Here is an 11,707-nt window from a genome sequence, read left to right on the forward strand (position 1 = left end):
CCCCGGCTGACCCGCCAGGGCTAGCGTCCTGTCAGACCCGGTCAGCGCGTCCCGAACGTCCGGTCTCCGGCGTCGCCCAGGCCCGGCACGATATAGCCGTGGTCATTGAGCTCGGCGTCAATGGCGGCGGTCCAGATCGGCACGTCCGGGTGGGCGGCGCGCAGGGTCTCGACCCCGATGCGAGCGGCCAGCAGGCAGACAAAACGCAGGTCGGTGACGCCCGCCGCCTTCAGGCGCGCGATCGCCGCGATGGCGGAGTGGCCGGTGGCCAGCATCGGGTCGACGACGATGACCAAGCGGCCGGCGACATCGGCCGGGGCCTTGAAATAGTACTCGACCGCCTCGAGCGACTCCGGATCGCGGTAGAGGCCGATATGGGCGACGCGGGCCGAGGGGACCAGGTCGAGCATGCCCTCGGCCATGCCCAGGCCGGCTCGCAGGATCGGGGCGAAAACCAGCTTCTTGCCGGCGATGACCCGGGCCGAGGTCGCGGCCACCGGCGTCTCGATCTCGATGGCGTCCATCGGCAGGTCGCGGGTGACCTCGTAGCACAGCAGGGTGGCCGTCTCACGCATCAGGGCGCGGAAGGTCTTGGTCGAGGTGGTGCGGTCGCGCATCTTGGTCAGCTTGTGCTGCACCAGCGGGTGGTCGACGATCGTGACGCCTTGCATGGCTTTGAGCACCGTTCGGTCGCTAGAGAGTCTGAAAGGGCGGAGCGCCGTCATCCGGCCCGCCGCCCTCGTGCCGCCTTCCCGTCGCCGCGCCAAGGAAAAACTGTCCGGCCGACCCTTCCGACGGTGACGATGGCGAGGTTTCCCCTGGACTTGCGCCGGCGGTGTGGCGGGCATAGCGTGCCGTCAGGTTGGTCAATCCTTGGGGGGAAACAATGACCGGTTCAACCGTCAAGGCGCCCTGGCACCTCTGGCTGGTCGGCGTGTTCGCCGTCCTGTTCAACGCCATCGGCGTCTTCGATTTCGTGATGAGCATGGCCCAGGGGCCCAAGTACCTCGCAAGCGCGGGCATGACCCCCGAGCAGATCGCCCACTATCAGACCATGCCCGCCTGGATGACGATGGTCTGGGCGGTCGGGGTCTTCGGCGCCTTCGCCGCGTCGATCCTGTTGCTGCTGCGGCGAAGCCTGGCCTTCCCGGTTTTCGCCCTGTCCCTGGCGGCGTTCCTGGTCAGCCTGCTCTATACCTATGTCCTGACGAACGGCGGCGCGGTCATGGGTCGGCAGATGGCTATGACCATCGCGATGATCGCCGTCCTGCTGGTCCTGTTCAGCGCCTATGCGCGCTGGATGAGCGCGCGCGACGTCCTGCGTTAGGGACACGGATCAAGCGTTTCGTTTGGGAGATCCCAGGATCTCAAGGATCCCAAGGGATAATCTGGTGCGGGCGGTCGGGGTCGAACCGACACTCCTTTCGGAACCGGATTTTGAGTCCGGCGCGTCTACCAATTCCACCACGCCCGCGCTTCGCCTCGGCGAAGGGAGGGTTATCTAGCAGGGCCGCGCGAGAAGTTCCAGACGCCTTTGGCTTCTCATCCGCATCAGGTTGACCGATGCTCGCGCCGCCTCTGGAGAGTCGCCTTGTTCCGTCCCGGTCCGCTTAACCTGATCACTGATGTCGCCGGTCTGAGCGTGGGTCACGCCGTCAGCGAGGCGGCCCGCAGCGGGGTCACCGTGCTGCTCTGCCCCGACGGCTGGACGGCGGCCGTGGACGTGCGCGGCGGCGGGCCGGGCATCCGCGAGAGCGACACCCTGAGACCAGAGAACAATTTCAGCCAGGCCCACGCCGTCTGCCTGTCGGGCGGCTCGGTGTTCGGCCTGGGCGCCGCCGACGGCGTGACCACCGCCCTGTCGATGGCCGGCCAGGGGGTGCGGCGGGTGGCGGCTCTGCCAGCCTTGCCGATCGTGCCGGCGGCGGTCCTGCATGACCTCGGCAATGGCGGCGACAAGGCCTGGGGTCTGGATCCGCCCTATCGCGCTCTGGGTCTGGCGGCGGTGGCGGCGGCGGGCGTGGACTTCGCCCTCGGCTCGGTGGGGGCCGGCCGCGGGGCCATGGCCGGGGTGGTCAAGGGCGGGCTGGGCTCGGCCTCGCTCGAACTGGGCGGCGGACTTGTGGTCGGGGCCCTGGCGGCGGTCAATCCGGTCGGCTCGGTCTATATGCCCGACGGCGAGACCTTCTGGGCCTGGCCCTTCGAGATCGACGGCGAGTTCGGCGGCCGCCGGCCCGCGTCCGCCACCCTGCCCGGCGCCGTCGATCCCGTGCCCGACGACAGCAAGCTGGCGGCCTTGGGGCGCTTCGCCGCCGGCGCCAACACCACCCTGGCCGTGGTCGCCTGCAATGCGGACCTGACCACCGCCGAGGCGACAAGGGTGGCGATGATGGCCCAGGACGGCCTGTCCCGCGCCATCCGCCCGGCCCATACCCCGTTCGACGGCGACGTGGTCTTCGCGGTGGCCTCGGGGGCGGTTTCGATCGGCGAGGGCCTGGCCCGCTCGGTGGCGATCGCGCGCCTCGGCTCGGCCGCCGCCGACACCCTGGCCCGGGCGATCGCCCGCGGGGTCTTCCTGGCGATCTAGCTAGAGCGCCTCGCCGCCATAGAGCTGGGCTGCGGCGTCTTCGAGCTTGCCGAGCAGGCGCTTGAGGGTCGCCACCTCGCCCGGGGCCAGTCCTGCCAGCAGGGCGGCCTCATAGGCCAGGGCCAGGGGCGCGATCTCGCCGAACAGCCGGCGGCCGGCGGCGGTCAATTCCAGGCTGTGCGAGCGGCGGTCGATGCGATTGGCCAGGCGCACCGCCAGGCGGCGCTCAACCAAGTCCTGGGCGGCGCGGCTGACCCGCACCTTGTCCATCGCCGTGCGGGTGACGGCGGCCTGCTGGGTCAGGGACCCTTCGGCCAGCACCGACATCAGCCGCCATTGCGGAATGCTGAGCCCGAAACGGTCCTCATAGGCCCGCGCGATCAGGCGGCTGACGGCGTTGGACGCCACCGACAGGCGGTAAGGCACATAGTCGGCCAGGGACAGCGGCTCGGCCGCATCCGTGGGGGTCGGGGTCAGCGGTGACACCGTGGCGGTCATGGCTGGCTTTCCTTTCGTCCTCCCGGCGCCGGCGACTCTGTCGGTCGCCGTGCGTCGACGTCATGGGATCAGGCCCACCCGCCGAGCAAAGCTCAATGCCTCACGCCCGGGCCAACAGCAATGCTCCGTTTTCGCTCGCCGGTTGTGCAGCTGCCTCGGTGGCCGCCTTCACAAGCGGCGCCCTCAATGGTGCGCGTCGTGCAGCCTCTTTGGCCCGGCGGCTGTCTCGGTCAGGGCCTTCTGGCATTTCTGCAGATCGATGAGGCAATCGCCCCGGCTCCAGAAGTCCGAGAAGTCGACCACGGCCAAGCGGACCTGGCGGATATGCTCCTTGTGATCGATGACGACCGGCGGCTCGGGGCACTCTTCCGTCGGGTGATGCGGCGGCTGAGCCGGCGGTTGGTGCGTCGCGACCAGCACATTGTGTCCGCCGACGATCGTGAAATGCGATGTGCGGCCAGAGCCGTCAGGTTCATGTCCGCCGGCAGGATGGGCGCCATGCTCGTCATGACCAGCCCCTGGCCGTGCTTGTCATCAGCCTTGCCGTGCTCGCCCTTGGGCTTGGGCTTGTCCTTTTCCTTGGCCTTGTCGTCGGCCGGCGGTTCGCCCTTGATCGCCTCCTCAATGCCCTTGAGCGCCTTGGCGGCCGGCCCGCCGAAAGCCATGACAGGCCCCACGCGGCCCTTGATCTCCTCGACCAGTTCCTGAGCCTTGAGCAACAGTTCGCCCGAAGGCGCGCTGGTGGCAGCCACGCACTTGGCCTTGACGGCCTCGTGGATGGTCTTGGGCACCTCGCGCCAGCGCTCGTCCTTCTTCCCGGCCAGCTTGCCTAGATAGAAGGCCAGGACGGCGACGGCGAGCACGACCAGGACGATCCCGACCAGCAAGGTCGGCTCGAAGGTCGGGACTTGCGATTCTACTGGAAACTCAGACGTGTACACAGGCCCCTCCAGCGCACTTGCTGCCAACCCGGTTATGGTTAACGCATGCGGGACCGACTTGCACGGCGAAGGTTGCTAATCCGGTCGGGAAATCACGCCGCGGGCCTTCGCGCCCTGGTCGTAGCGGCTGTCACCGCCATAGACGGCCACCTCGCAGAGGATGTCGCCGCCGGGAGCCACGGCCCACAGATAGTTTCGCTCGACCTCGACGGCGCGCCCCGCCGGCGAGATGCCCTCGAAGGTGTCACCCCCAGGGAACGATCTTGTTGAGATCACGCCAACTCAGGGTCATGCCCCGGCTCAATTCATCTTCGGCCATGGCCTGCAGGTCCGGATCGTTCATCAGGTCTCCCAGCGAGGGTCTTGGATGTGATAGTCCCCCCATCTCCGATGTGTATCGGTGATCAGGAGACGGACATGGGCGTTCCCAAGGGCAAAGCGCGACTTTTCGCGACGAGGACCGCATCGATCCGCGCGAGCGCCACCAGATCGAATACTGGATGAAGCGCTGGGGCGTCACCCGCGACCAGATAGTCGCCGCCCACCGCAAGGTCGGCAATTCGGTCAAGGATATCGCCACCGAACTCGGAAAGAAGCGCTAGACCTAGCGCTTGTCGCGCCGGAACCTCGCGGCCTCGGCGGCGAGCGAAGACCCGGCCGGATCCATCTCGTCAGGCTCGGCATGGAACGGCAGCTGGCCGGCCACGCCGCGCAGAGCCAACCACAGCGGATGGCTGAAATGGCCCAGAATCCGCAGCGGCCGACGCTTGTCGTCGGTGACATCCCAGCCCTCGCGTTCGAACTGATCGGCCTGGTCGCGCATCGACTTGACGTCGATCCCGTCCCAGCCCTCCGGATCGGGGATCACGGCGGCCTCGTCGGCGGTCAAACCAAAGGTGTCGCGAGCCAGCTGATCGATCTCAGGAAATTCGGCGCGGGCCTGCGGTTCAGCGAAGGACGGCTTCATCAGCGCCCGCGTCTCCAGGTCGGCGAAACCCGGCAGGTCGATCAGCCGGCGCAGGCTCACGCCGCGTCCTGCGGCACGTCGCGGAAATAGGGAACGACTTCGCCCTGCAGCTTCAGCGTCATGGGATTGCCCTTGCGGTCGACGGTCTTGCCGGCGCTGACCCGCACCCAGCCTTCGCTGACGCAATATTCCTCGACATTGGTCTTCTCGACGCCCTTGAAGCGGATGCCGATGCCACGCTCCAGCAGGTCGGCGTCATAGAACGGGCTAGAGGGATTGTTGGACAGGCGGTCGGGAGGCGATTCGCTCATGGCGGTGAACTTTCGGATGACTGGGGCGACCATGTCGCCGGACCGGCGTGATAGCCATGGAAGGCTTGGAATCCAATAGGGATCCTGAACCCGATCACGCGCCGACGAAACCGCCGCGACAAGCGTCCACGCCCCTGATAGCTACAGAACCTTCCTGTTTTCCGGAGCTCGCATGCTGCGTCGCCTCTACGACTGGGTCATGGGACTGGCCGCTTCGCGCCATGCGCCCATGAGCCTGTTCGCCGTTTCATTCGCCGAAAGCTCGTTCTTTCCGATCCCGCCGGACGTGATGCTGGCCCCGATGGTGCTGGCCCGACCGGATCGCGCCTGGCGCTATGCGGCCCTGTGCACCCTGGCCTCGGTGCTTGGCGGCGTGCTGGCTATGCGATCGGCTTCTTCTTTCACGAGGCGGCGCAGTCGCTGCTGGCCTTGCTGGGCAAGCCGAACGCCCTCGCCGACGCCGAATGCTGGTTCAACGCCTATGGCTCTTGGGTGATCATCGCCAAGGGCTTCACCCCGATCCCGTTCAAGCTGATCACCATCACCTCGGGTCTGCTGAAGTTCAGCTTCCCGATCTTCATCGCCGCCTGCGTGCTGACCCGTGGCGCGCGGTTCTTTTTGGTCGCCCTGGTGGTCAAGAAATTCGGCCCCGCCATGCTGCCGGTGATCGAGAAGCGTCTGGCGCTTTTCGCCGGTCTGGCCATCGCCCTGGTTGTCATCGGCCTGGTGGGCAGCCATTTCCTGGGTGGTGGTAGCGGAGGCGCGTGCCCGGCATGACGAACGACACTCGTGAACCTGTGACGGCCCTCCCCCTGGCGGATGGATCGACGCCCGGGATCGAGTCGGTGCGCGAGACCCGGGTCGAAAGCGCCGTCGTCACCCGACCGGCGGTCCCGCCCCCTGTCGCCCTGTTGCTTGAGCACTGGCCCCTGCTGGCCCTGGCCGCCAGCGCCTTCATGCTGGGCGCCGCCCATGCCTTCGAGACCTTCGGCGGCCTGGCCCCCTGCCTGTTGTGCCTCAAGCAGCGCGAGGTCTACTGGACCGCCGCGACCGTGGCCGTGATCGCCATTGTTCTGTCCCGCTCGGCCTGGGCCGACCGGGTTCGCAAGCCGGCTCTATTCCTGCTGGCCCTGATCTTCCTCTATGGCGCGGGCCTGGCGGCCTATCATGCCGGGGTCGAGTGGAAGTGGTGGCCTGGCCCTACCGCCTGCGCCGGCGGCGGTGCGGTCGCGGCGGATGATCTGGTCGGCCTGCTGAAGGGCGGCAAGGTCAAGGCGCCGTCCTGCGACAAGGCCGCCTGGATCTTCCTGGGCGTGTCGATGGCCGGCTGGAACGCCCTGGTGTCCCTGGGCCTGGCGGCGGTGTCGGCCGCGGCCGTTCTGAGCAAGGCGAAGCGGTCATGACCAAACCCGTCCCCCCCGCCCAGGCCAGGGCGCCCAGGCCGCGCGGCTGGCCGAGATCCTGCGCGTCGACCAAGCCGGCGAACTGGCGGCCGTCCACATCTATCGCGGACAGCAGGCGGTGATGCGCAACGCCCCGGGCCGAGGTCGCATCGCCCGGCAGCTGAAGGAGATGGAGGGCCACGAGCAGGTCCACCTCAGCCGCTTTGACCAACTTCTCAGCGAACGGGGGGTGCGCCCCACCCTGATGTCGCCGGTCTGGCGCGCCGCCGCCTTCGCCCTCGGCGCCGGCACCGCCCTGATGGGCGAAAAGGCCGCCCATGCCTGCACCGAAGCGGTCGAGACCGTCATCGAGCAGCACTATGCCGGCCAGATCGCCGAACTGGCCGATCGCGACCCAGCCCTCGCCGCCGAACTCACCCAGTTCCGCGACGATGAACTGGGCCATCGCGACATCGCCATCGAGGAAGGTGCCCGCGACGCCGTCGCCTATCCGCTGCTGTCGGCCGTCATTCAGGCGGGCTGTCGCGCGGCCATCAAGATCAGCGAGAAGCTCTGACGGTTAAGGCCGCCCCTCCAGACCAGCTCTCGGGGTCGCCTGATGCTTACCCTTCATTGACCCTCTTCCTTCACGGAATGGCGCCGACCGGTCGCTAGGGTGAGGGCTCAATGTGAGCCGAACCCGATGCTGACTCCCAACCATGTCGTCGCCTTCGCCCGCGCCTGGCTGCTGGCCGGTTCGCTGACAGCCGCGGGGCTAATGCTGGGTCCGTTCAAGGACCTCGAGACCCTGTTCGGGCTGACGGACAAGGAGGCCCACGCCCTGGCGTTCGGCGGGCTATGCGCCCTCTCCTTCGTCGCCTTTCCGCGCATGCGACGAACCGACCTGGCGATCGGCGCCTTCCTGCTAGGGGCCGGAATCGAGGTGGCGCAGCTGTTTGGGGCCCGATCGGCCAGCCTCAGCGATCTGGGCGCCGATCTGGTCGGCATCGCCGCCGTCTACGCCGTCAGTGAAATCGAAATCCTGCGGTCACTGGCCCGCACCCAGGGCCAGACGCGACTGGCCGACCTTGCGGCCAAGGATCCGCGCCGGGCGCGCGGCCAGACCGCGACGGTCACGCCCTCGCGCTTCTCCGATCGCGCGGCGGCGCATTTCCCGGCCCGGCAAGTCGGCCGCGCAACGCACGTCGACTAGGAGTCCACCGCCTGAGATCTTCGCCCCGCCGCCTCAGGCCTCCAGTTCGACATCCCAGTAGAGGTCGTTCAATCTGCCCACTTCGGCACACTAGAACATTGTTTTTTAGGCATTTTTATTCGCTTCTAAGGATGCGTGGCCATTGCGGTCATCACCTGGTCATCACCGCGGGACTGAAATTCGTCCGTTTGGACTAGCGCCCGCAAAGGCTCGGCGAGTTCGCTAGGTTGACCATCCAGAGCCGGCCGATCGACCCTTCCGGCGTCAAGAGTGGTCTACTAGTAGTCGCTGCCCCGACTCCGTTTATGATCACCTGACCCTAAGCAGCACTCGCTATGCCGGAAGCGGGCAGGCGGTCTGTGGGTGGGGCGGTCACATGAAGTTGATCCCAAAAGCGACGTGGGAAGATGGAGTGGGAAGAAATACATCTTCCCACGTCCTTCCCTTCGTCGCGCATCCCTGATCGCACCCTCCGTTTTTAGACGGAGTTCCCATGCAATTGACCGATCCCCGCCCGCCGATCCGCGCGGCGCAATACCTACGCATGTCGACCGAGCAGCAGCCCTACTCACCCGACAACCAGCGCTTGGCGATCGCCCGGTACGCTCGCGAGCGTGGCTACGAGGTCGTGGAGACCTATATAGACGCCGGCAAGAGCGGCCTCTCCCTGCGCGGCCGCGACGGCCTAAAGCAACTGCTCGCCGATGCCGTCTCCGGCAACGCCGGGTTCAACGCCATCCTAGTGCTCGACGTTAGCCGCTGGGGCCGCTTCCAGGACGTCGACCAGGGCAGCCACTACGAGTTCCAGTGCCGGTCGGCGGGCGTGCCAATCTACTATGTCGCCGAGCCATTCGAGCAGGACGGCAGCATGGCCTCCAGCCTCCTCAAGCAGCTCAAACGAGTGATGGCTGGCGAGGCCAGCCGCGAGCTTTCGGTCAAGGTCACCCAAGCCCACAACAACTACGCCATCGCCGGCTATCTCCAGGGCGGCATGCTGACCTACGGGGTGCGGCGACTGGTTCTGGACGAACAGGGCAATCCTAAGGGCGTCCTGGCGCCCGGAGAGCGCAAAGGGTTTCGGGCCGAACGCGTCGTCCCCATCCCCGGGCCTAAGGGCGAAATCGCGGTCATCAACCGCATCTACAAGCTCTACGTCGCCGGGAAGAGCCACCGGCGGATCGCCGAGATCCTCAATGCCGACGGCGTGCCGGCCACGCGCGGCGCATGGACCCACGGCAAGATCGCGGGTCTTCTCCATAACGATCTGGTCTTGGGCCGCTACGTCTACAACCGCACCACCCGCAAGCTACAGGCGCCCTTGACCCGCAACAGCCCCGACCAATGGATCGTGACCCAGGTCTTTGCGCCCCTGGTCGATCCGCGGATTGTGCGCTTGGCTCGGGAAACGCCCCGGCAGGGAAAGGCGAACATCATCGACGACCGCAGGCTCCTGCGCGACCTGCGCAAGCTCTACGAAAAGCACGGCCGATTGTCGGGCCGACTCATCAAGGCCGCGCCACAGATGGCGCACCCCAAGACCTATCAGAACCATTTTGGCAGCTTGGAGGAAGCCTATCGCCTGGTCGGCTATGAAACGCCCAACTGGATCTGGAACAGGATCAATACCGTCCGCCAGACCCCGGAGGAAATCCTGCGGGCGCTCAAGCAGTGCTATGACGATCGCGGTTACATCAACGCCAAGCTCATCAACGCCGAGCGTGGCGTCCCCTCGGTCGAGTACCTGAAGAAGGCGTTCGGCAGCTTGCCGGAGACCTATCGCATGGCGGGCATCCCCTACAGTGACATGCAGTCCAGCGCTACCGAGGGCAAGCTAAGGCACTACGCCGACCGGCGCGCAGCAAAGACCTAGCAATATGATCGAGCCGGCCGGCAGCCACTTGCTTGCCGGTCGCCATCATCGTCACCTCAAGGTAACGGATAGAGCGCGGGTTTCTGACTCGGCTCCCGCCTTCCGTATCGGTCCTGGTCAGATCGGGGGCCATCCGCACTTACGCTGGCCATCGCGTCTCGCCCGGACAATGGGGCGTGCGGTTGAGGTTGGTATGCCGATGGCGTCACGGCTTGGCTAGCGCCGAGGCAGAGCCGGCAGGTTGTCGATGAGACGTTCCAGATCGGCCGCCGGAATCAGCGTCCGACGCCCGGACTTCTTCATGGTGATCTCGCCGGCCTGGTGCTTCCGATAGAGCGTGTCGTCCGACAGCCCGGTCGCGGCGCAGGCTTCGGCGATCGTGTAGGCGAGCCTCTGTATGGGTTCGGACATCTGTCGACTTCTCGCAGGTTGTTGCCGTTCGACGCTGATCGACGCCGGGGCACTCACTTCCAGTGCCGCGACGACAGGAGCGGACGCCGGGGCGCGGCGCTGCGCAACATACTCGTAGAGGTTCTCGCCTCGCCGGCGCTGCGAGAGAGTGACGAGGCCTTGGGCGCTGAGCCGGCTGGCCTCATCGCGGATGGCCCGGGCAGGCCGACTGCGGGCGCTCTGGGCCAGGTGTCCTTCGAAATAGACGGTGCTGGCGCCGGGCTCAGAAAATGCCGCCCACGCCCGAAGATCCCTCGGGAGGAGGCATGTGGTCACCACACCCACTCCAGATCGCTTCCTTCGTCCTCGCAGACCACTTCGCGGTCGTGGCCGTCCTCGAGGTCGGGCTCGTCTTCGAGGTCCGCGTCACCGTCCAGGGCATCGAGCGCGGCAATCGCCTCCTCGATCGCCTGCTCGAGCGCTGCGCGGGCGGTGGAGGGCGAGGAGGCCCTAGGTTTGGCAGGCGGGAGTGCGGCCGCACTTGCACCCCCTGCACAGCCCCCGAAGAACGGCTGCAGCATCGATACGACATCGACCGCGCCGGCGTCGGCGGCCAGCATCAGACGCTCTCCATGGCGCGAATGTCGTTCAGGATCGCCTGGGCCCAGCGGGTGCCATACGGAGACAGCACCTCGGCATCGTCGATGAAGGGCGCAGCAACGCGGGCCTTGATGGCTAGGCCGACCGGAGTTGTGGCAGCGGCGTCGCGGATGGCGTCCAGCACCCGGTCTCGCTCTCGGTCGAGAGCTTCGGTCGTCGCCACGGCCTCCTCGTGCCCTGATGTCCGGTTGGCCAGCGCAACGGCGGCACGGTGGGGCACCATTGCGCTCAAGATCTCGTCGCAGCGCTCGACGAATAGGCGGTTCACCCCTACTGCCGCAAACACAGCGGCATGCCGGTCGCGGATTTCTCGGACCCGAGCCTCGTCAGAATAGACCTTGTCGAAGCCCAACCCGCAGGCCCAGTCACCCGCCTTGTGCTTCATCCCTTCTGGGACCTCTGGGCTCATCGCCCTGAAGCGTCGGTAGGCCGCCAACTCACGGCGATCGGCAGTTGCCGCGTGGCGCTCCACTGCCTTCAGCTCAGCCTCAAGTTTGACGAGGTGCGCGTCGGCGCCGGACTTGGCCTGGACAACCGCGGGCGCCGCAACAGCGACAGCAACAGCCCCTCCAAACAGGGCGCGACGTGTGGTGGCGGTTTCCATGATCAAGCCACCTCCAACACGCGGACAGCGCCGGCGTCGGGCTGCGCGGCTTCCTCGGCGCGGCGACGGCGCCTTCCGAGGTGTCACCTTTCCAGCGCGGGAAGAGTCGGGCGAGGAGCGCGGCGGTCTCGGCGGCGGCCTGGAGATCGAGCACGGGCATGGTATTGGTCTGGGTAGCTCGGGTCATCGGAACTTACCTTCCGTGGTTCAGTTAGGACCGGTTGGGAGTTGGCGCTTCCTTCCGGTCCGACATTCTGTTATCAGAAACACATGAGCGATGCAAC

Annotated in this window: 15 protein-coding genes, 1 tRNA gene and 2 pseudogenes; 8 read left to right on the forward strand and 10 right to left on the reverse strand. The window is 66.8% G+C overall.

All coding sequences use genetic code 11. The features are described from left to right. Positions 1–41: 41 nt before the first annotated feature. Positions 42–671: a uracil phosphoribosyltransferase gene (gene upp, locus CSW58_RS01095; RefSeq protein WP_099445971.1), complete on the reverse strand. Its 630-nt coding sequence runs from the start codon at positions 669–671 to the stop codon at positions 42–44. Positions 672–886: 215 nt separating this feature from the next. Between upp and CSW58_RS01100 the strand changes: the two genes are divergently transcribed. Beyond that, positions 887–1,327, forward strand: coding sequence for a hypothetical protein (locus tag CSW58_RS01100; RefSeq protein WP_099445972.1), 441 nt, complete (start codon positions 887–889; stop codon positions 1,325–1,327). A 62-nt stretch (positions 1,328–1,389) separates the two neighbouring features. Here CSW58_RS01100 and CSW58_RS01105 read toward each other — a convergent pair. Further along, positions 1,390–1,474 (reverse strand) — tRNA-Leu (locus CSW58_RS01105). 117 nt (positions 1,475–1,591) lie between these two features. Between CSW58_RS01105 and CSW58_RS01110 the strand changes: the two genes are divergently transcribed. After that, positions 1,592–2,587 carry a P1 family peptidase gene (locus tag CSW58_RS01110; protein ID WP_099445973.1) on the forward strand — a complete coding sequence of 332 codons (996 nt, stop codon included), beginning with the start codon at positions 1,592–1,594 and terminating at the stop codon, positions 2,585–2,587. Here CSW58_RS01110 and CSW58_RS01115 read toward each other — a convergent pair whose 3' ends face one another. The 3 genes and pseudogenes from CSW58_RS01115 to CSW58_RS01125 all read right to left on the reverse strand — a co-directional run bounded on the left by CSW58_RS01115 (position 2,588) and on the right by CSW58_RS01125 (position 4,345). After that, complete coding sequence (locus CSW58_RS01115; RefSeq protein WP_099445974.1) at positions 2,588–3,085, reverse strand: MarR family winged helix-turn-helix transcriptional regulator; 498 nt, start codon at positions 3,083–3,085, stop codon at positions 2,588–2,590. A gap of 230 nt (positions 3,086–3,315) precedes the next feature. After that, positions 3,316–4,026 (reverse strand): hypothetical protein, encoded by a 711-nt coding sequence (locus tag CSW58_RS01120; RefSeq protein ID WP_236627573.1) that lies wholly within the window; start codon positions 4,024–4,026, stop codon positions 3,316–3,318. Positions 4,027–4,101: 75 nt separating this feature from the next. Beyond that, positions 4,102–4,345: pseudogene (locus CSW58_RS01125) on the reverse strand (hypothetical protein). A gap of 181 nt (positions 4,346–4,526) precedes the next feature. On the opposite strand from CSW58_RS01125, the gene CSW58_RS14580 reads away from it, so the two are divergent. Then, a complete protein-coding gene (locus CSW58_RS14580) occupies positions 4,527–4,628 on the forward strand; it encodes a DUF3606 domain-containing protein (RefSeq protein ID WP_236627574.1) in 102 nt (33 codons plus the stop codon). A gap of 2 nt (positions 4,629–4,630) precedes the next feature. Here CSW58_RS14580 and CSW58_RS01135 read toward each other — a convergent pair whose 3' ends face one another. Further along, positions 4,631–5,053, reverse strand: coding sequence for a hypothetical protein (locus tag CSW58_RS01135; protein ID WP_099445975.1), 423 nt, complete (start codon positions 5,051–5,053; stop codon positions 4,631–4,633). Then, entirely contained in the window at positions 5,050–5,304 is a 255-nt protein-coding gene (locus CSW58_RS01140; RefSeq protein ID WP_099445983.1) for a DUF3297 family protein, read from the reverse strand. The genes CSW58_RS01135 and CSW58_RS01140 overlap by 4 nt, the downstream gene beginning before the upstream one ends. Before the next feature lie 172 nt (positions 5,305–5,476). Between CSW58_RS01140 and CSW58_RS01145 the strand changes: the two are divergent. The 5 genes and pseudogenes from CSW58_RS01145 (at position 5,477) to CSW58_RS01165 (ending at position 9,769) form a co-directional block, all read left to right on the forward strand. Beyond that, positions 5,477–6,081: pseudogene (locus CSW58_RS01145) on the forward strand (YqaA family protein). Beyond that, positions 6,078–6,707: a disulfide bond formation protein B gene (locus tag CSW58_RS01150; RefSeq protein WP_099445976.1), complete on the forward strand. Its 630-nt coding sequence runs from the start codon at positions 6,078–6,080 to the stop codon at positions 6,705–6,707. Before CSW58_RS01145 ends, CSW58_RS01150 begins: the two are co-directional and overlap by 4 nt. Before the next feature lie 46 nt (positions 6,708–6,753). Then, positions 6,754–7,263, forward strand: a complete 510-nt coding sequence (locus CSW58_RS01155) for a demethoxyubiquinone hydroxylase family protein (protein ID WP_099445977.1) — start codon at positions 6,754–6,756, stop codon at positions 7,261–7,263. A 126-nt stretch (positions 7,264–7,389) separates the two neighbouring features. Then, positions 7,390–7,899 (forward strand): VanZ family protein, encoded by a 510-nt coding sequence (locus CSW58_RS01160; protein WP_099445978.1) that lies wholly within the window; start codon positions 7,390–7,392, stop codon positions 7,897–7,899. A 493-nt stretch (positions 7,900–8,392) separates the two neighbouring features. Next, positions 8,393–9,769: a recombinase family protein gene (locus CSW58_RS01165; RefSeq protein ID WP_099445979.1), complete on the forward strand. Its 1,377-nt coding sequence runs from the start codon at positions 8,393–8,395 to the stop codon at positions 9,767–9,769. Positions 9,770–9,985: 216 nt separating this feature from the next. Here CSW58_RS01165 and CSW58_RS13620 read toward each other — a convergent pair whose 3' ends face one another. Genes CSW58_RS13620 through CSW58_RS01180 form a run of 3 tightly spaced genes read right to left on the reverse strand, consistent with a single transcriptional unit; the run spans position 9,986 to position 11,423 of the window. Next, the gene (locus tag CSW58_RS13620) at positions 9,986–10,495 is read right to left on the reverse strand and encodes an AlpA family transcriptional regulator (RefSeq protein WP_143755036.1); all 510 of its coding nucleotides are present in this window, start codon (positions 10,493–10,495) and stop codon (positions 9,986–9,988) included. Continuing rightward, positions 10,492–10,779: a hypothetical protein gene (locus tag CSW58_RS01175; protein ID WP_099445981.1), complete on the reverse strand. Its 288-nt coding sequence runs from the start codon at positions 10,777–10,779 to the stop codon at positions 10,492–10,494. The genes CSW58_RS13620 and CSW58_RS01175 overlap by 4 nt, the downstream gene beginning before the upstream one ends. Continuing rightward, a complete protein-coding gene (locus CSW58_RS01180) occupies positions 10,779–11,423 on the reverse strand; it encodes a hypothetical protein (protein WP_161494533.1) in 645 nt (214 codons plus the stop codon). Before CSW58_RS01180 ends, CSW58_RS01175 begins: the two co-directional genes overlap by 1 nt. Between the last annotated feature and the right edge of the window lie 284 nt (positions 11,424–11,707).

Origin of the sequence: Caulobacter sp. B11 (assembly GCF_002737765.1) — a bacterium.
GTDB lineage: Bacteria > Pseudomonadota > Alphaproteobacteria > Caulobacterales > Caulobacteraceae > Caulobacter.

Bases quoted from the DNA above. Each gene is read 5' to 3' on its own strand.
- upp (WP_099445971.1), bottom strand. From the start codon at position 671: ATGCAAGGCGTCACGATCGTCGACCACCCGCTGGTGCAGCACAAGCTG.
- CSW58_RS01100 (WP_099445972.1), top strand. From the start codon at position 887: ATGACCGGTTCAACCGTCAAGGCGCCCTGGCACCTCTGGCTGGTCGGC.
- CSW58_RS01115 (WP_099445974.1), bottom strand. From the start codon at position 3,085: ATGACCGCCACGGTGTCACCGCTGACCCCGACCCCCACGGATGCGGCC.
- CSW58_RS14580 (WP_236627574.1), top strand. From the start codon at position 4,527: ATGAAGCGCTGGGGCGTCACCCGCGACCAGATAGTCGCCGCCCACCGC.
- CSW58_RS01140 (WP_099445983.1), bottom strand. From the start codon at position 5,304: ATGAGCGAATCGCCTCCCGACCGCCTGTCCAACAATCCCTCTAGCCCG.
- CSW58_RS01150 (WP_099445976.1), top strand. From the start codon at position 6,078: ATGACGAACGACACTCGTGAACCTGTGACGGCCCTCCCCCTGGCGGAT.
- CSW58_RS01160 (WP_099445978.1), top strand. From the start codon at position 7,390: ATGCTGACTCCCAACCATGTCGTCGCCTTCGCCCGCGCCTGGCTGCTG.
- CSW58_RS01165 (WP_099445979.1), top strand. From the start codon at position 8,393: ATGCAATTGACCGATCCCCGCCCGCCGATCCGCGCGGCGCAATACCTA.
- CSW58_RS01175 (WP_099445981.1), bottom strand. From the start codon at position 10,779: ATGCTGGCCGCCGACGCCGGCGCGGTCGATGTCGTATCGATGCTGCAG.
- CSW58_RS01180 (WP_161494533.1), bottom strand. From the start codon at position 11,423: ATGGAAACCGCCACCACACGTCGCGCCCTGTTTGGAGGGGCTGTTGCT.